Source organism: Micromonospora sp. B006, from assembly GCF_003408515.1.
Lineage (GTDB): Bacteria > Actinomycetota > Actinomycetes > Mycobacteriales > Micromonosporaceae > Micromonospora > Micromonospora echinospora_A.
In genome coordinates, this window is the sequence record NZ_CP030865.1 from 6319769 (window position 1) to 6336199 (window position 16431).

A 16431-nucleotide genomic window follows, 5' to 3' on the forward strand; every position below is an offset into this window, starting at 1 on the left:
CGTGACGTCCAACTTCCTGTCGGGTCGCACCGCGGTCGTCGGCATCGGCACGACGGAGTTCTCGAAGGACTCCGGCCGCAGCGAGCTGCAACTGGCCGTCGAGGCCGTCACGGCCGCCCTGGCCGACGCGGGCCTGAGCCCCGCCGATGTCGACGGCATGACGACCTTCACCATGGAGACCAACCCGGAGAACATGGTCGCCCGCAGCCTGGGCATCCCCGAGCTGAAGTTTTTCTCCCGGATCCCCTACGGCGGCGGCGGCGCCTGCGCCCCCGTCCAGCAGGCCGCCATGGCCGTCGCGAGCGGGATCGCCGACGTCGTCGTGGCGTACCGCGCCTTCAACGAGCGCTCCGGCGTCCGCTTCGGGCAGGGACCTCCGCCGGCGAAGACCCAGGCCACCTCGGACAACGAGTACCGCTCCTGGGTCAACCCGTACGGCCTGCTCACTCCGGCCCAGCACACCGCGATGTTCGCCCGTCGCTACATGCACACCTACGGCGCGACCAGCGAGGACTACGGCCGGGTGGCGGTGCTCGCCCGCAAGCACGCCGCGAACAACCCCAAGGCGTGGTTCTACGGCAAGCCGCTCACGCTCGAGGAGCACCAGGCTTCCCGCTGGATCGCCGAGCCGCTGCATCTGTTCGACTGCTGCCAGGAGACCGACGGCGGCCAGGCGATGGTCGTCGTCAGCGCCGAGCGCGCCAAGGACCTGCCCGTCACTCCGGTCTACATCCGGGGGGCGGCCCAGGGCCTGGGGCCGGACCAATACCAGATGGTCAGCTACTACCGGGAGGACCTGACCCGGATCCCCGAGGTCGAGCTCTGCGCCCGGCAGTTGTGGGCCCAGTCGGGGCTCGGTCCCGCCGACATGGACGCGGCGATCCTCTACGACCACTTCACGCCGTATGTGCTCAACCAGTTGGAGGAGTACGGCTTCTGCGGCCGCGGCGAGGCCCGGGACTTCATCGCCGACGGCAACCTGGAGGTCACCGGCTCGCTGCCGACGAACACCCACGGCGGCCAGATCGGCGAGGCGTACCTGCACGGCACGAACGGTGTCGCGGAGGGCGTCCGCCTCGTCCGGGGGACCTCGACCAACCAGCCCGACGGCGTACGCAACGTCCTCGTGACAGCCGGCGTCGGTGTTCCCACCAGTGCACTGATCCTCTCCGCGGAGGGCTGAGACGCCGGCCACCACCACAGATCTGAAGGCCGTCAGCGACCCACGGATCCCGCCCGGCAGCCGCCGGACGGGACAACACCACCTCTTATCAGCCGGAACGATTCGGCTCTTGTTTGGGAAGGATGAGAATGGGCGTCAACATAACGGCCCGCAAACGTGTGGTCGCGTTGATCTGCGTCGGGGCTCTCGCCATGGCCGGCTGCAGCTCGTCGGAAAACTCCGGCGGCGGCAGCAGCGCCGGGCAGGGCGAGATCGACACTTCGGCCGTGCTCAAGTTCGCGTCGGCGGGTCCGTTGCGTGACCTCGACCCGGCCCTCCAGACGAGCTACGGCGCCTGGGGCTACCTGTTCCTCGTGTGGGACCGGCTGACCATGCTGGACAAGGACGACAAGATCGTCCCGGGCCTGGCCAAGGAGTGGAACTTCGTCGAGGACGGCGGCGTCCTGGAACTCAAGCTCCGGGACGACGTGAAGTTCCACGACGGCACGCCGTTCGACGCCGAGGCCGTCAAGGTCAACATCGAGCGCGGCAAGACCCTCGAGGGCTCGACCCTCAAGAGCGACCTCGCCGACATCGAGTCGGTCGAGGTCGTCGACGCGACGACCGCGCGGCTCAAGCTGGTCAAGGGCAAGGGCGTCCAGTTGCCCGCGTCGTTCACCGGCACGGCCGGCATGATGGTCAGCCCGAAGGCGATCAAGGACGGCGCCGACCTCAAGAACAATCCCGGGAACGCCGGTTCCGGCCCGTACATCGCCACCCAGCTCGTCCCCCAGGAGAAGCTCGTCCTCAAGCGGGCCGACAACTACTGGGACCCGAACGTCGGCCGTCTCGGCGGCATCGAGCTGCAGCGCGTGCCCGACGCCGCCGCCCGCCTCAACGGCCTGCAGAGCGGCCAGGTCGACCTGGCCCCGCTCAGCTCGGCCGGCGAGATCGCCACGGTGGAGAAGATCGTCACCCCGGGCAGCGGTCTCCAGCAGAACCAGGTGAAGTTCAAGAACGTCGTCGGCGTCTACATGCGCGCCAACAAGGGCGACGTCGCCAAGCCCGAGATCCGCCAGGCGATCGCCCACGCGGTCGACCCGGAGGCGATCAGCGCGCTCTTCAGCGGCTACTGCACGCCGACCCGCCAGGTCGTGCCCGAGACGGACCCGAGCCGCATCCCGAACTACACCTACCCGTACGAGTTCAGCGTGGACAAGGCCAAGGCCCTGGTGCAGCAGGCCGGCGGCGCCAAGGTGTCCGTCACCTTCGCCGCGGGCACGAACGCCGAACAGCCGGCCAACGTCGTGCAGGCGTCCCTGCGGGCCGTCGGCGTCGACGCGACGCTCAACCCCGTGCCCAACACCGAGAACGAGCCGCGCTTCATCGCCGGCGACTTCGAGCTGATGGTCGGCACGTCGTGGAGCCCGAAGGCCGACCCGGCGGCGACGGTGAACACCTACCTGCTGAACACGTACAAGCTCGCCGCGGACCCCTCGCTCATCGCGGACAAGGCGGCCGAGGCCGCCAACCCCACGCTGCCGATGGACAAGCGCGCCCCGCTCTACCAGGACATCTGGAAGACGACGCTCGAGCAGGCCTGGTTCCTGCCGCTGTGCAACCAGACCAACGCGAACGTCTCGAAGGCGAACATCGTCGGCACCGACAACATCCCGATGTCGAACATCGGCATCTGGGACCTGCGCCACATCGCCGTCAAGAAGTAACCGGTCGCTCCTGACCACCGGTGGCGTCGCCGCCGGACCCGCCCGCTGCGGCGGGGGCCGGCGGCGACACCACCGGCCTTGCCGGCACCAGGCCGTGCGAGGCGCAGTCCCAGGCACACGCTCAGAGTCGAGGTAGGACATGATCCGCTACGCCAGCAGGCGCTTACTCGCGGCAATACCCCTGCTGTTCGTCGTCCCGCTGCTCGTCTTCGCCCTGATCGAGCTCGCCCCGGGCGACCCGGCCGTCGTGCTGGCCGGTGACGAACCGACCCCGGACCGTGTCGAGGCGATCCGCGAGGAGCTCAACCTCAACGCTCCGGTCCTGGTGCGATACGCCATGTGGGTCGGCGACGTCCTCCGTGGCGACCTCGGCACGTCCTTCCTCTCCGACCAGACCGTCATCGAGCTGCTGACGCGGCGAATGGCCACGACGATGTCGCTGGTGCTCGTCGCGATGATCTTCGCCGTCGTGCTCGGGGCCACCCTCGCCCTCGTGGCCACGCTGCGCTCCGGCGGCATCGTCGACCGGATCGTCAACGGGCTCGCCTCGATCGCGATCGCCATCCCGGGCTTCTGGTTCGGCCTCGTGCTCGCCTCGGTCTTCGCGGTGGGGCTGCAGATGTTTCCGGCGTTCGGCTACCAACCGCTGGCCGACGGCTTCTGGCCGTGGCTCTCGCACCTCGTCCTGCCGGGCATCGCCCTGGGTCTGCTTCCCGCGGCCGAGGTGACCCTGCAACTGCGCTCGGCGCTCGGGCAGGTCATGAAGACCGACTACGTCCTCAACGCCGAGGCCAAGGGACTGTCGCGCTCCAGCGTCGTGTTCAAGCACTCCCTGAAGAACGCGTGCATCCCCGTCGTCACCGTCCTCGGCTTCCGCGTCGCGGAGGTCCTCGCCGGATCGGTGACCATCGAGATGATCTACAACATGCCGGGCCTCGGTCGTACCGCCATCGAGGCGGTGCAGGGGCGTGACATCCCGGTGCTGCTCGGCTTCGTCCTGTTCAGCACGACTGTCGTCGTGCTGGTCAACCTCATCGTCGACATCTCCTACGGCTACTTCAACCCGAAGGTGCGGTCATGAGCGCGAACCAGACCCCCTCGGCTCCGGCGCCGGGGAACGACTCGCACGACTCCGGCGGCGGCCTCGCCGAGACCGTCCGCGCCGAGGTGCCGGCGGCGGCAGTCGGCACGGGCGACCCGGAGCCGGTCGCCGCCCCCGGCATCCTCAAGAGCATCGTGCGTCGCCCCGCGACGATCGTGGCCGGCGTCTTCCTGCTCGTGCTGACCTTCATCGCGATCTTCGCCCCGGCCCTGGCGCCGTACGACCCCGACGTGCAGAACCTGTTGCTGCGGCTCAGGCCACCGAACGCCGAGCACTGGCTGGGGACCGACGACTACGGCCGGGACGTGCTGAGCCGGCTCATCTTCGGGGCGCGGGTCTCGCTGTGGGCGGCGTTGCAGGCCGCGGCCGTCGCGCTCGTGCTCGGTCTGCCGTTCGGCATGATCGCGGGCTACCGCGGTGGCTGGGTCGACGCGATCCTGACCCGCGTCATGGACGCGCTCATGAGCGCCCCGTCGCTCGTGCTGGCCATCACCATCGTCGCGGTCCTCGGCGCCGGCATCACCAACGCGATGCTCGCCATCGGCCTGGTCATGGCCCCGCGCTTCTTCCGGGTGGCCCGCGCCGGCACGATGGACGTGCGGCACGAGACCTACATCGAGGCCTCGATCGCCCTGGGTTGCAGCACCGTGCGTACCGCGGTGCGGCACGTGCTGCCCAACGTGCTGCCGCCGATCATCCTCGTCATCTCGGTGTCGCTGGGTACCGCGGTCGCGGCCGAGGCGAGCCTGAGCTTCCTCGGGCTGGGCGTCCAGGCCCCCGCGGCCAGTTGGGGTTCGATGCTCTCGACGGCCTCGTCGAACATGCGCCTCGCGCCGTACCTCGTGTGGCCGCCCGGCGTGATGATCTTCCTCGCCGTCCTCGCCTTCACCTACGTCGGTGACGGCGTCCGCCGCGCCCTCGTTCGCACCCGCTCGGGCAATTGACCGCCCGGCAACCACCAGGAGCTGACATGGCACGTGAAACGGCGTCCGGCGGGACCGCCGGCACCAGGACCGACGCCACCGGCGGGGCGGCGGACCTGCTGCGCGTGGAGAACCTCAACGTCGAGTTCCCCTCGCCCTCGGGTGGGTGGCAGACGACCGTCCAGGACGTCTCGTTCTCGCTCAAGCCGGGCGGGTCGATGGCCCTGGTCGGCGAGTCCGGGTCGGGCAAGACGGTGACCTCCATCGCGGTGATGGGCCTGACCGGGGCGACCGGAGGGCGGATCGCCTCGGGCCGGATCGTCTTCGACGGCGTGGACCTCACCGCGGGCACCCAGAAGCAGTGGCGGGACCTGCGCGGCCCGGGCATGGGCATGATCTTCCAACAGCCGATCCGCAGCCTGAACCCGGCATACACAGTCGGGGACCAGATCGCGGAGTCGGTGCGCAAGCACCTGGGCATGAGCCGCAAGCAGGCCCGGGCCCGCGCCGTCGAGATGCTCGAGATGGTGCAGATCCCACGGGCGGCGCAGCGGGTCGACGACTACCCGCACGCGTTCTCCGGCGGCATGTGCCAGCGCGTCATGATCGCGATGGTCATGGCGTGCAACCCGCGTCTGCTCATCGCCGACGAGCCGACGACGGCGCTCGACGTGACGGTGCAGGAACGGATCCTCGAGCTGCTGCGCGACCTGCAGGAGCAGACCGGGGTGGCGCTTCTGTTCGTCAGCCACGACCTCGCGGTGGTGGCCGAGCTGTGCCGGGAGGTCGTGGTCATGTACGCCGGCGAGGTGGCCGAGAACGCGCCCTCGGAGCAGCTGTTCTTCAACCCGCGGCACCCCTACACGTCCGGCCTGATCGGCTCGATCCCGAAGCCGGGCCTGAGCACCGACCGGCGGCTGCGCGCGATCCCCGGTGGCATCCCGGCCCCGGGCACCTGGCCGCACGGGTGCCGGTTCACCAGCCGGTGCGAGTTCGCCGTGCCGGGGCGGTGCGACGTGGCCCACCCCGGCCTGGTCCGGCTCGACGGCTCCGCCGAGCACCACGCGCGGTGCGTGCGGGCCGCGGAGCTCTCCCTGGATGGAGTGACGGTCTGATGAGCCTGCTCGAAGTCGAGAACCTCACGAAGTCGTTCAGTTCCGGTCGGGACTGGCTCGGCCGGCGTACGAAAACGGTGCACGCCGTCAAGGGGGTGAGCTTCACCCTCGAGCGCGGTGAGTGCCTCGCGGTCGTCGGCGAGTCCGGCGCGGGCAAGTCGACTGTCGGGCGCATGGTGCTGCGCCTCATCGAGCCGAACTCCGGCTCGGTGACCTTCGACGGGATCGACGTGCTGGCCACGAAGCCGAAGCAGCTGCGCGCGCTGCGCCAGCGGATGCAGATGATCTTCCAGGACCCGTACAGCTCGCTCGACCCGCGGATGACGATCAAGGACGCGGTCGCCGAGCCTCTCCTCGTGCACACCGACAAGGGCCGGGCCACGCGGGAGAAGGAGGCCGTCGAGCTGCTCGACAAGGTCGGCATCGGTTCGCGCTACCTGGAGCGCTATCCGGCCGAGCTGTCCGGCGGTCAGCTGCAGCGCGTCGCGATCGCCCGGGCGCTGACGATGAAGCCGAGCCTCATCGTGTGCGACGAGCCGGTCGCGGCGCTTGACGTGTCGGTGCGGGCGCAGGTGCTCAACCTGCTCCGCGACCTGCAGGAGGAGCTGGGTCTGGCGTACCTGTTCGTCTGTCACGACCTGGCCCTCGTCGAGGTCATCGCCGACCGGGTCATGGTGATGGCCTCCGGTGAGGTCGTGGAGACGGACACGACGGACCAGATCTTCGCCAACCCGCGGCAGGAGTACACGAAGAAGCTGCTCGCGGCGATCCCCGTGCCGCTGCCGCGCGACGCGCACGGCAACCGGCTCGTCGCGCCGGGAAAGGTGGGCTGAACGGTGACCGGTACGACGGGACCGACCCGGACGCAGCTGCTGGCGCAGTTCGCGACGACGCGCGACGAGGAGATCCCCGAGTCGGTACGCGACTACGGCAAGCTCGTCCTGCTCGACTCGCTCGTCTGCGGGCTGGCGGCGGTGCGGCTGCGGCGCAGCCGCATGGTCCAGCAGGTCGCCGCCCGGTTCGGCGGCCCCGCCGAGGCGACAGTGTTCGGGCTGGGGCAGCGGGTCGCGGCGATCAACGCCGCGCACGCCAACGCGGACATGATGAACGCGCTGGACGCGGACGACACCTTCTTCAACTCGGCGCACTTCGCGGTGTTCGGCGTCGCGGCCGGGCTGGCGGAGGCCGAGCGGCTGCACGCCGACGGAGCGAGCCTGCTGCGCGCGAGCATCATCGCCTTCGAGATCAACGCGCGGCTGAACCTGTCGACCTCGCTCATGGCCTTCGAGGACGGCCAGTTCCGCTGGTCGCCGCTGTCGTCGCACGGGTACGCCTCGATGGGCGCGGCAGCGGCATGCGCGGTCGTCGGCGGCTGGGAGCCGGAGCGGCTGGCCCACGCGCTCGGCCTGGTGGCCTGGCTGGCCCCGCCGGCGAAGAACTCCTACATGGCCGAGCGGCGCTCGTTCAACGCGTTCAAGTACGGCCCGTACGGCGCGATCGCGCACGCCGGGATGCTCGGCGCGGCGCTGGCCGAGGAGGGCTACACCGGCGACCTGGACGTGCTGGACCGCACCCCGGGCTTCATCGAGGCGATGGGCTTCCTCGGCGGCGAGCGGCACGAGATGGTCGCCGGCCTGGGGTCGAAGTGGTGGATCAGCGAGACGTCGCTCAAGCCGTACCCGACGTGCCGTTTCACCCACGCGGCGCTCGACGCGGTCCGCGCGTTCCCGAGCACCCACGGCGTGCCGGTGTCGCAGATCGAGTCCATGGAGATCCGGCTGAGCCCGGCGGCCTACCGGACGTTGCAGTTCCGGGAGCCGGCCCCGCAGATCCCGGACACCGTCGTCGCGCCGTTGGACGGCGCCTTCAACATGCCGTACGCCGCGGCGCTGGCGTTGCTCGGGCACGCCCCGGGTCCGCAGTGGTACGACCCCGAGCGGCTGGCCGACCCGGCGGTGTGGGACCTGGCGCGCCGGATCACCACGGCGCCCGACCCGGTGCTCGACGCGGAGTGGGAGGCCGACCTCAGGGAACATCCGGGCGGCCAGATCCGCCGGACGCGCGGCGCGCTGACGATCCGGGCCGGTGGCCGGGAGTACGTCGTCGAGTCGGACTTCGCCCAGGGCGACCCGTGGGACGACACGACGCGGGCGGACTGGGACTTCGTGACCGGCAAGCTGGCCTCGTTCTGCGACGGGATCCTCGACGCGGGCGCGCAGGAGCGGCTCGTCGAGGTGGTCCGGGGCATCGACGACGTCGCCGACGTCGCCGAGTCGCTGTCACCGCTGCTGGCGCGGGCGCGATGAGCCGACGGGACCGGATCGGCGCGGACACGAGGTCGTTCGCCTCGTACGGCCGGTCGTGGCTGATCGTCATCCGCGGGCCGCGCGGGATGGCGTTCGACCGGTTCCTCGTGCGACGGACCGGGTTCTCGCTCGTGTCGTTGCAGTACGCGCTGGCGGGCAGGTTTCCTTACCACCCCACGCTGCTGCTGACGACTGTGGGCCGTCGCTCCGGGGAGCTGCGCGACGCGGCGCTGCCCTACGTGCCGTACGGAAATGATCTGGTGGTCGTCGGCTCCAAGGGGGGCGGCCCCAAGGACCCGGCCTGGGTGGTCAACGCGCATCATCACGAACTCTGCTGGATCGTCCTGCGGCGCAGGACGATCCCGGTCCGGGCGCGGGTGACCGACGGCGAGCGCGACCCGGAGCTGTTCGCGCACGTCGTGGCGCGCAAGCCGAACGTGGGACGCTACGCCGAACGGGCTGCGGGCTTCGGGCGGCAGATCCCGCTCGTCGTCCTGACCGCCGTCTCGGGGGAGTCGCTCACCTGAGCGGCTCAGCCGGTCGTGAGGACGATCCGCCCGACGAACTCGGAGGCCTCCAGCCGGTCGTGCGCGACAGTGGCCTGCTCGAGCGGGTACGTCGCGGCGATCGCGGGGGCGGCGGTGACGGCCGAGAGGGTGAGGGCCTCGCGTAGCTGGCAGGCCACCGCCTCGGGCCCGGGCCGGCCGATCCCGCGCAGCGTCCAGCCCTTGACCATGAGGCGACCCAGGTGCAGGTGGGCGTGGCTGTCGGCGGTGACGCCACAGGTGACCAGCCGACCGCCGGGGGCGAGGACCTTGAGCACGTCGGACCAGAGGGTGCCGCCGACCGACTCGACGATGACGTCCACCTCGCCGCCGGGCAGGGCGGCACGCAGGGACTCGACGACGTCGGGACGGTAGTGGTCCACGACGTCGACAGCGCCGAGGGCGCGTACCGCGTCGGCCTTCGCCGGGGCGCTCGTGCCGAAGACGCGCGCGCCCAGGTGGTGGGCGTACTGGACGGCGAAGGTGCCGACGGCGCCCGCGGCGGCGACGACGAGGACCCGTTCGCCGGGGCGTACGCCGGCGAGGTTGACGACCGCGTCGTAGGCGGTGCGTCCGGCGGTGGGCACCGCCGCGGCGTGGACCGCGTCGAGCGCGGCCGGTCGCGGGAAGCAGTGCGTGGCCGGGACGACGGCGTACTCGGCGTGGGTGCCGGTGGTCAGCCCGACGACCGCGTCGCCGGGAGTGAAGCCGGTGACGCCGGGACCGGTCCGCACGACGGTGCCGGCGACGTCCCGGCCGAGGATCGTCGGGCCGGTGACCGCCATCCCGTGGGTGCCGCGACGGATGTAGGTGTCGACCCGGTCCAGGCTGGCCGCCTGGACCCGCACGAGCACGTGACCGGGGCCGGGCGTCGGGGCCTCTAGTTGGCCGAGACGCAAGCTGTCGGGGGAGCCGGAGTCGACGACGTAGCTGGCGAGCACGCGATTCCTCTCAGGGCAGGGCGATGGTGGCGGAGGCGATGACGTGGTCGCCGAGGCTGTTGGTGCCGCGGACGTCGACGGTGACCTGCGTGCCCCCGTCCGCCGGCTGCAGGCCGGTGACGACGCCGTCGAGGGTGCAGGTGTCGCCGGGGTGGTTCTGCGCGGCGAGGCGGGTGCGGAAGTCGACGACGCGAGCCTCCGGTCCGGCCCAGTCGGTGAGGTAGCAGTTGACCAGGGCACTGGAGCCGAGGATGTTCATGTAGACGTCGCGGGCGCCTCGTTCGTGGGCCGCGTCGCGGTCGAGGTGCACGTCGTTGAAGTCGAAGGTCGCGGTCGCCAGCGCCGCGATGGACAGTTGGGTGACGGGGACCGGCCAGGGGGCGAGGCGTTGCCCGACGCTCACGTCGGCCCCGGTGCGGGTGCTCGTGCGGCGTTCGGGCCGGGGGGCGGTGAGCACCGGCAGGATCTGGCCGTCGCGGGTGCGTCGGTGCGCCACGACGACCGGCATGCCGTCGTGCACGAGGTCGGGGCGCAGGTACGCGACGTCTCCGCTGAAGCGGGTCCCGTCGGCGAGTTGGGCGCTGCCGACGAGGTAGGGGCGCTCGTCGAGGGGGGCGGCGGCGTAGCCGGGTTGCAGGTGCGCGGTCAGGGTGCCGGTGGTGCCGGCGGGCGGCAGGTCGATCGGGGTGGCGGCGGCCGGGCGTACGGGGCGGGCGAGGCGGTCCCCGGGCGTCGCCGGGACCTCGGTCCGGGTCGCCGGGTTCCAGCGCAGCATCCGCAGGACGACGCGCCCGACCGGCTCGCCCTCGACGGTGCGGTAGTCGCTGACGAGGTCGACGAAGTGGCCCCGGCCGAGCCGGGTGGACTTCTCGGGGGAGACCGCGCCGATGGAGGGGAACTGCTCCAGGTGGTCGCCGGGGCGCAGCGGGCGTACGTAGGTGTGCTCCGTCTGCACCGCGGCCACCGAGGTGAACCCGCGCGTGGCGAGGACCTCGTTGACCCGGTCGAGGCTCTCGGCGTGGCGGTGACTGCGCCTGTTGCCCGGCAGGGTCCACATGTTCAGCGAGGTCGCCGGGGCCACGATGCCGCCCCAGACGGAGCGGGCGGCCCACTGGGGATCCTGGTACGCGGGGTTGTCGTCGCCGACGGCGTCGCACCAGATGCGGATGGCTGCTTCGGTGATCGCGTCCTTGGCCCGGCGTGGCGGGTCGGTGAGGCCGATCAGAGCGTCGAGTCGGGCGCGGAAATCCGCGTCACTGCCGGTCATGGGGCTCCTCTTGCGGACAACGGTGTCAACCAAGCGCTTGCTTGACCATAGGAGGGGCGCTGCCCTAGGGTCAAGAGCCAGAACACCGGCCGCGCCCGGCGGCGACACCGGACCGATCGTGCGTCACCAGCGCCCCGACCCGCGAAGAGGGCCGAGATGCTCCCGAGCACCCCAGCGACCGCCACCCGAGCCTTCTTCTCGTTCCCGAAGGTGACCGACCCCGCCCGCCATCGCGACTACAACGCGTGGCATCAACTCGACCACCGCCCCGAGAACCTCGCCCTGCCCGGTGTCGTGCACGGCGACCGCTGGGTGCGTACCCCCGCGTGCGAGCGGCTCGGCAGCTACCCCGACCCCGCCCTCGCGGGCAGCCAGTACATGGCGATGTACTGGTTCGCCGAGCCGGCCGCGGACGCGGTCTCCGAGTGGAAGGACCTCGGCGACCGGGCGATCCACCAGGGTCGGCGTCCGGAGCTGGCCTGGACCGAACGGCCGATGACCCGGATGTTCCGGCCCGTCCAGGGCCACGTCGCACCCCGGGCCCTGGTCACCCTCGCCGCGCTGCCGTTCCGGCCCCACCGCGGGGTGTACGTCGAGGTGAGCCAGGTCGAGACGTCCCTGCGCCCGGACGTGGCCGACCTGTCCCGGTTCGAGCACGAGAACCAGGTGCCCGACCTGCTCGCGCGCGACGGCGTCGCGGGCGTGTGGACCTTCCGCAGCGCCCCGAGCCGCAGCCGTCCCGACGGACCCGTCGTGCGGATCCGGCTCACCTACCTCGAAGCCGACCCGGTCGAGTTCGCGCGGGCCCTGGCCGCGGACCCGCCGGCGGCCCCGCCCGCGGCGCTCGCCGGCACGGCCACCCCGCTGTTCACCGGGCCCCTGGACACCATCACACCCTGGGAGTGGGACTGGTTCGACGAGCCCGCCACGGCGACGGACAGCGTGGCATGAGCGAGGCCACCGCCGGCCTGTTCGAGCGCTACGGCCCCTGGGCCCTGGTCGTCGGCGGTTCCGAGGGGGTCGGCGCCGCGTTCGCCGAGCAGCTGGCCCGGGCCGGCCTCGGCATCGTGCTCGTCGCCCGCAAACCGGTTCCCCTCGGGGAGGCCGCCGACCGGGTCCGGGCGCACGGGGTCCCGTGCCGCGTGCTCGCCCTGGACCTGCTCGACGCGGACGCGACCGCTCGGATCGTCGAGGCCGTCGCCGACCTCGACCTCGGCCTGCTCGTCCTCAACGCCGGCGCGAACACCTACCGCAGCCGCTTCGTGGAGGCGGACCTCGCCCGGGTCCAGGCCGTCATCGATCTCAACATCACCCGCCCGCTGGAGCTCTGCCGGGAGTTCGGCGCCCGGTTCGCCGCACGCGGCCGGGGCGGCATCCTCGTCGTCGGCTCCTCGGCCGGCTACCTCGGCCACGCCGACATCGGCGTCTACGCCGCCGCCAAGGCCTTCACCCGGATCTTCACCGAGGGCCTGTGGCTCGAGCTGGGGCAGGTGGGTGTCGACGTGCTGCACCTGGTGCTCGGGCTCACGGCCACCCCCGCCATGGCGCGTGCCGGCCTCGACCTGACCGGCGCGGCCGACCCGGCCGACGTCGCCGCCCAAGGGCTGGCGGCCCTGGGCTCCGGCCCGGTGCACGTGGTGCGCCAGCAGGCCGAGGTCGCCGCGTGGCGCTCCGGCCCGGACCGGGCCGCCCTCGTCGCCGGCAACCACGGCGGGATGCGGGCGATGCTCGCCGGGCCGGGTCCCGACCCGAGTTGACCGCCCGCGGGCGGCGCTCACTGCGTGACGGTCCACCCGCCGTCGACGACGAGCAACGCCCCGTTGACGTACGAGGCCAGCGGCGAGAGCAGGAAGAGGATCGGCCAGGCGATCTCGTCCGGCGTGGCCATCCGGTGGCTCGGCACCCGGGCCAGCACGGACTGCCCTGTCGGGGACCCGGCGAAGCCCTGCAGCCTCGGAGTGTCCACCATGCCGGGGGCGACCGCGTTGGCCCGTACGGCGTCGGCCCGGTGCGCGGCCAGGTGCCGGGTGTAGCCGACGATCGCGGCCTTCGCCGCGCTGTACCAGTCGGAGGCGGTGCCCACGACGGTGCCGGCGACCGAGGCGGTGTTCACGAGGGTCGCCCCGGGCGGGGCCTGTTCGAGCCAGACCTGGGTCACCGATCGCACGCTGCCGACACACAGCCGCACGGCGTGGTCGAAGTCGAGCTCGGTCGCCGAGGACGGGCCGGCGTTGTTGACGAGGTGGCGCACCGGCCCGTACGCCGAGCAGGTCGCGGCGAGGGCCGCGCGCACGGCCGAGGCGTCGGCGACGTCGACCACGTGGGGGTCGACCACCCCGCCCGCCGCGCGGACGGTGGCGCTCACCGCCGTGAGGGCCGCGGCGTCGAGGTCCCACGCGGACACCACGAGTCCCTGCGCGGCGGCGGCCGCCGCGGTCGCCGCTCCGATCCCGCTGCCGGCCCCGGTCACGACGACGACGTCGCCCGTGCGGAAGCCGAGCCGTGGCGCACCGCTGTCGGCCCCCGGCCTCCGGTCGCCCGCCTCCTGCGCCTCGTGTGCAGGGGTCCGCGGGTCACTCATGAGAGTGCCCGGGATCGCTGTCCGGGGCCGGGCCGTCGGGCGGCCACGGGCGGCTGATCGGGTCGGAGGCGTCGCGGGCTCCCCGCAGCGACGCCTCGGGGATCGGCCACTGGCCGGCGAGGTCGTCGACCCGTTGCCACTCCGAGACGGTGAGACGTTCCTGCACCCGCCACTCGCCCGCGCGCCGGGTGACGAGGTCGACGTAGCGGAATCCGCTGATGATGTTGCCGCGCGGCGGCTCGGACGTGCTGCGCTGCAACGCGATGCCGTACGTCTCGGCCCGGGCGCGGTCCGGGTCGGCCGGGTCGAGTTCGACCAGGATGTTCGTCAGGTAGTGCATCGTCATGGTGCGCCGCGCCACGAGCGCGAAGACCATGTCCAGCGTCGTGTCCCGTTCGGCCACGGTCCCGCCGAGGGTGATCCGGGCGTCCGGGTGGAAGGCGCTCGCGGCCAGGTCCCGGTCCATCCGGTCGATCCCGCGCGCATAGCGCAGCAGGGCCCGCTCGACGGCCCGCTCGGCGAGCAGCGTGTCCAGCTCGACCGGGCCGGCCGGGAGGGACCGCGACGGTTCAGACACCGAAGCCTCCGTCGACGTCGAGCTTCTGCCCGGAGATGAAGCCGGCCCGGTCGCTGGCCAGGAAGCAGGCGGCCTCGGCGATGTCGAGGGCGCTGCCGAACCGCCGCAGCGGAGTCGAGGACCGGGCGACGGCCAGGGCGCGTTCGTCGAGGTCTCCCGAGGAGATCAGCCGCTCGGCCATCCCGTCGGTGAGCATGCCCGGCCCGACGCAGTTGAACCGGATGCCGAAGCGGCCCTCCTCGTTGGCGAAGGCCCGTACGAGCGCCTCGACCGCCGCCTTCGGCGCGGCGGAGAGACCGTCCCGGGCCGGGTAGCGCGTCGTCGCCGCGGTCGTGATCGCCACGACGTTGCCACGGCTCTGACGCAGGGCCGGGAGGCAGGCCGAGACCAGCGTGAAGAAGGCCGTCGTGTCGTTTGCGACCTGCGTGGCGAACTGCTCGGGACGCACTGTGGACAGGTGCCGCATCGGCACGTGCGGCCCGGCCGCGTGCACGATCGTGTGCAGCGGCCCGTGGCTTCCGGTGAGCTCCGCCACGAGCGCGGCGGTGGCCTCGGCGTCGGTGAGATCGAGGTGGTGCGCCGAGTGCATGCCGGACGCGACGGACGGCAGCTCGTCGAGCACCTGCCGGGCGGCGTCGGCGTCACTGCGGTAGGTGATCGCCACCGCGGACCCCCGGCGCGCCAGTTCGCGGGCGACGACCCGGCCGAGGCCGCCGGTGCCGCCGGTGACGAGCGCGACACCGGCGCGGTGGACGAAGTCGGCGGGCACGGGCAGCGCCGCCGCGGGTGCGGTCGGGGAGGACTGGTCGGTCACGACGAACTCCTGGAAGAGCGGGGTGGACAACGGGACGGGCCGAGGTGGGTCACGTCGCGGGAAGGGGATCGGCGCGTCCGCGACGCAACCACACGAGCACCGTGGCGGCCGTGGCCAGGCACGCGGCGGCGTACAGCATGAAGGCGGTCGTGGAGCCGAACCACGTGCTCAGCCCGCCGAGCAGGAGGGCGCCGAACGGCATGCCACCCCAGCCGAGGAAGTAGAGGCTCATCACCCGGCCGCGCTGCGCGTCGTCGACGACCTTCTGGACCACCGTCTGAAGGGTCACCATGGCGCCGATGCTGAACGTGCCGCACAGCAGCGCGGCCGCCGCGAGCACGGGCACCGTCGTGGCGGCCCCGAGCAGGGCGTTGCTCAGGCCGAGCAGGACGAGGGTGACAGCGGCATGCCACACGGTGGCGATGCGCTCGGAGAGGCGGGCCACGACGAGGATTCCGAGGAGCGAGCCCAGCCCGGTCAGGGCCACGAGCATGGGGAAGACCGGGTCCGGGTTGTCCGAGGTCGCGGCCGCCCGGACGGGGAGCTGGGTGGTGAAGGCGCACCCGAAGAACGCGTTGACCGCGACGATGACGAGGCAGAGCGCGGCCGGGGGCCGCTCGCGGGCGTGCCGGATCCCCGCGCGGACCTGCGCGACCAGGCTCTCCCGGGCGACCGGGACGGCCGGCGGGACGCGACGGGTGCGGACCGCGACCGCGGCGGCGGCCGCGGCGAGGGTGAGCGTCGCGTACATCACGAACGTGCCCAGCGGTCCCCAGGCCACGAGGATCAGCCCGGCGACCGCGGGGCCGATCGAGCGGGCGAGGTTGAGCCCGGCAGCCTGGATCGGTACGGCGTGGCCGAGCGCCTCGGCCGGGACGGTGTTGGCCACGAGGGCCTGGGTCACGGGGGACAGGAAGCTGATTCCGGTGCCGGCGAGGAAGGCGAGCCCGAGCATCACGGGCAGGGCGACGATGCTGGCCGCGATCGTCGCCGCACAGACTCCGGCCAGGACGGTGGTCGCCAGGAGCACGCCGATCTGCAGGCGGCGCCGGTCGACGGCGTCGGCCAGCACCCCGGCCGGGATGGAGAAGAGCGTGAACGGCACGAGCAGGCAGAAGAAGAGCGCCCCCATCGTCGCCGGGGTGGCGTCGCTCTCGATGAGCACCGACTGGAAGGCGATGTTGCAGCCCCAGTAGCCGGCCTGGGACAAGACCAGGGTCAGGAGTACGAAGCGGAAGTCTCGGAATTGCAGGGCCGAGAACATTTTCACGTCTTTCGCCATCCTTCTGTCGTTTCCGGGACCCTACCAAGCGCTTGCTTGCATCGCTAGTGTCGGGTGTGGTTTTCTTCCCGTACCTCGAGTGAAAGGGC

Annotated in this window: 16 protein-coding genes; 10 read left to right on the forward strand and 6 right to left on the reverse strand. The window is 72.1% G+C overall.

The genetic code is table 11. From position 1 onward, the window contains the following. Nucleotide 1: 1 nt before the first annotated feature. The 8 genes from MicB006_RS28300 (at nt 2) to MicB006_RS28335 (ending at nt 8862) form a co-directional block, all read left to right on the forward strand. Complete coding sequence (locus tag MicB006_RS28300; RefSeq protein WP_116510184.1) at nt 2-1183, forward strand: lipid-transfer protein; 1182 nt, start codon at nt 2-4, stop codon at nt 1181-1183. 128 nt (nt 1184-1311) lie between these two features. Then, nucleotides 1312-2889, forward strand: a complete 1578-nt coding sequence (locus MicB006_RS28305; protein WP_116510186.1) for an ABC transporter substrate-binding protein — start codon at nt 1312-1314, stop codon at nt 2887-2889. 139 nt (nt 2890-3028) lie between these two features. Then, nucleotides 3029-3970, forward strand: coding sequence for an ABC transporter permease (locus MicB006_RS28310; protein ID WP_073831584.1), 942 nt, complete (start codon nt 3029-3031; stop codon nt 3968-3970). Beyond that, nucleotides 3967-4935, forward strand: a complete 969-nt coding sequence (locus MicB006_RS28315) for an ABC transporter permease (protein WP_116510188.1) — start codon at nt 3967-3969, stop codon at nt 4933-4935. Before MicB006_RS28310 ends, MicB006_RS28315 begins: the two co-directional genes overlap by 4 nt. A 26-nt stretch (nt 4936-4961) precedes the next feature. Next, the gene (locus MicB006_RS28320) at nt 4962-6029 is read left to right on the forward strand and encodes an ABC transporter ATP-binding protein (protein WP_116510190.1); all 1068 of its coding nucleotides are present in this window, start codon (nt 4962-4964) and stop codon (nt 6027-6029) included. Next, a complete protein-coding gene (locus MicB006_RS28325) occupies nt 6029-6862 on the forward strand; it encodes an ATP-binding cassette domain-containing protein (protein ID WP_073831583.1) in 834 nt (277 codons plus the stop codon). Before MicB006_RS28320 ends, MicB006_RS28325 begins: the two co-directional genes overlap by 1 nt. Nucleotides 6863-6865: 3 nt before the next feature. Continuing rightward, nucleotides 6866-8335, forward strand: a complete 1470-nt coding sequence (locus MicB006_RS28330; protein WP_116510192.1) for an MmgE/PrpD family protein — start codon at nt 6866-6868, stop codon at nt 8333-8335. Continuing rightward, nucleotides 8332-8862, forward strand: coding sequence for a nitroreductase/quinone reductase family protein (locus tag MicB006_RS28335; RefSeq protein ID WP_116510194.1), 531 nt, complete (start codon nt 8332-8334; stop codon nt 8860-8862). The genes MicB006_RS28330 and MicB006_RS28335 overlap by 4 nt, the downstream gene beginning before the upstream one ends. Nucleotides 8863-8867: 5 nt before the next feature. Here the strand turns inward: MicB006_RS28335 and MicB006_RS28340 are convergent, their stop codons facing one another. Continuing rightward, a complete protein-coding gene (locus MicB006_RS28340; protein WP_116510196.1) occupies nt 8868-9821 on the reverse strand; it encodes a zinc-binding dehydrogenase in 954 nt (317 codons plus the stop codon). A 10-nt stretch (nt 9822-9831) separates the two neighbouring features. Then, nucleotides 9832-11088, reverse strand: a complete 1257-nt coding sequence (locus MicB006_RS28345; protein ID WP_116510198.1) for a MaoC family dehydratase N-terminal domain-containing protein — start codon at nt 11086-11088, stop codon at nt 9832-9834. Between the two features lie 156 nt (nt 11089-11244). Between MicB006_RS28345 and MicB006_RS28350 the strand changes: the two genes are divergently transcribed. Together MicB006_RS28350 and MicB006_RS28355 are read left to right on the forward strand one after the other, a co-directional pair. Beyond that, nucleotides 11245-12039: a hypothetical protein gene (locus tag MicB006_RS28350; protein ID WP_116510199.1), complete on the forward strand. Its 795-nt coding sequence runs from the start codon at nt 11245-11247 to the stop codon at nt 12037-12039. Then, nucleotides 12036-12845 carry an SDR family oxidoreductase gene (locus MicB006_RS28355; RefSeq protein WP_116510201.1) on the forward strand — a complete coding sequence of 270 codons (810 nt, stop codon included), beginning with the start codon at nt 12036-12038 and terminating at the stop codon, nt 12843-12845. Before MicB006_RS28350 ends, MicB006_RS28355 begins: the two co-directional genes overlap by 4 nt. Before the next feature lie 17 nt (nt 12846-12862). On the opposite strand, the gene MicB006_RS28360 is transcribed toward MicB006_RS28355, so the two are convergent. The 4 genes from MicB006_RS28360 to MicB006_RS28375 are packed head-to-tail and all read right to left on the reverse strand — an operon-like array spanning nt 12863 to nt 16324. Continuing rightward, nucleotides 12863-13669 carry an SDR family NAD(P)-dependent oxidoreductase gene (locus MicB006_RS28360; RefSeq protein WP_116510204.1) on the reverse strand — a complete coding sequence of 269 codons (807 nt, stop codon included), beginning with the start codon at nt 13667-13669 and terminating at the stop codon, nt 12863-12865. Then, complete coding sequence (locus MicB006_RS28365) at nt 13662-14246, reverse strand: nuclear transport factor 2 family protein (RefSeq protein WP_116510206.1); 585 nt, start codon at nt 14244-14246, stop codon at nt 13662-13664. The genes MicB006_RS28360 and MicB006_RS28365 overlap by 8 nt, the downstream gene beginning before the upstream one ends. Then, entirely contained in the window at nt 14239-15060 is an 822-nt protein-coding gene (locus MicB006_RS28370; RefSeq protein WP_225980550.1) for an SDR family NAD(P)-dependent oxidoreductase, read from the reverse strand. The genes MicB006_RS28365 and MicB006_RS28370 overlap by 8 nt, the downstream gene beginning before the upstream one ends. A 49-nt stretch (nt 15061-15109) precedes the next feature. Next, nucleotides 15110-16324: an MFS transporter gene (locus tag MicB006_RS28375; protein WP_225980857.1), complete on the reverse strand. Its 1215-nt coding sequence runs from the start codon at nt 16322-16324 to the stop codon at nt 15110-15112. Nucleotides 16325-16431: the final 107 nt, after the last annotated feature.

Coding starts and splice junctions, on each gene's coding strand:
- MicB006_RS28315 (WP_116510188.1), top strand. CDS start 3,967: ATGAGCGCGAACCAGACCCCCTCGGCTCCGGCGCCGGGGAACGACTCG.
- MicB006_RS28310 (WP_073831584.1), top strand. CDS start 3,029: ATGATCCGCTACGCCAGCAGGCGCTTACTCGCGGCAATACCCCTGCTG.
- MicB006_RS28360 (WP_116510204.1), bottom strand. CDS start 13,669: ATGAGTGACCCGCGGACCCCTGCACACGAGGCGCAGGAGGCGGGCGAC.
- MicB006_RS28350 (WP_116510199.1), top strand. CDS start 11,245: ATGCTCCCGAGCACCCCAGCGACCGCCACCCGAGCCTTCTTCTCGTTC.
- MicB006_RS28320 (WP_116510190.1), top strand. CDS start 4,962: ATGGCACGTGAAACGGCGTCCGGCGGGACCGCCGGCACCAGGACCGAC.
- MicB006_RS28375 (WP_225980857.1), bottom strand. CDS start 16,324: ATGTTCTCGGCCCTGCAATTCCGAGACTTCCGCTTCGTACTCCTGACC.
- MicB006_RS28335 (WP_116510194.1), top strand. CDS start 8,332: ATGAGCCGACGGGACCGGATCGGCGCGGACACGAGGTCGTTCGCCTCG.
- MicB006_RS28325 (WP_073831583.1), top strand. CDS start 6,029: ATGAGCCTGCTCGAAGTCGAGAACCTCACGAAGTCGTTCAGTTCCGGT.
- MicB006_RS28305 (WP_116510186.1), top strand. CDS start 1,312: ATGGGCGTCAACATAACGGCCCGCAAACGTGTGGTCGCGTTGATCTGC.
- MicB006_RS28345 (WP_116510198.1), bottom strand. CDS start 11,088: ATGACCGGCAGTGACGCGGATTTCCGCGCCCGACTCGACGCTCTGATC.
- MicB006_RS28355 (WP_116510201.1), top strand. CDS start 12,036: ATGAGCGAGGCCACCGCCGGCCTGTTCGAGCGCTACGGCCCCTGGGCC.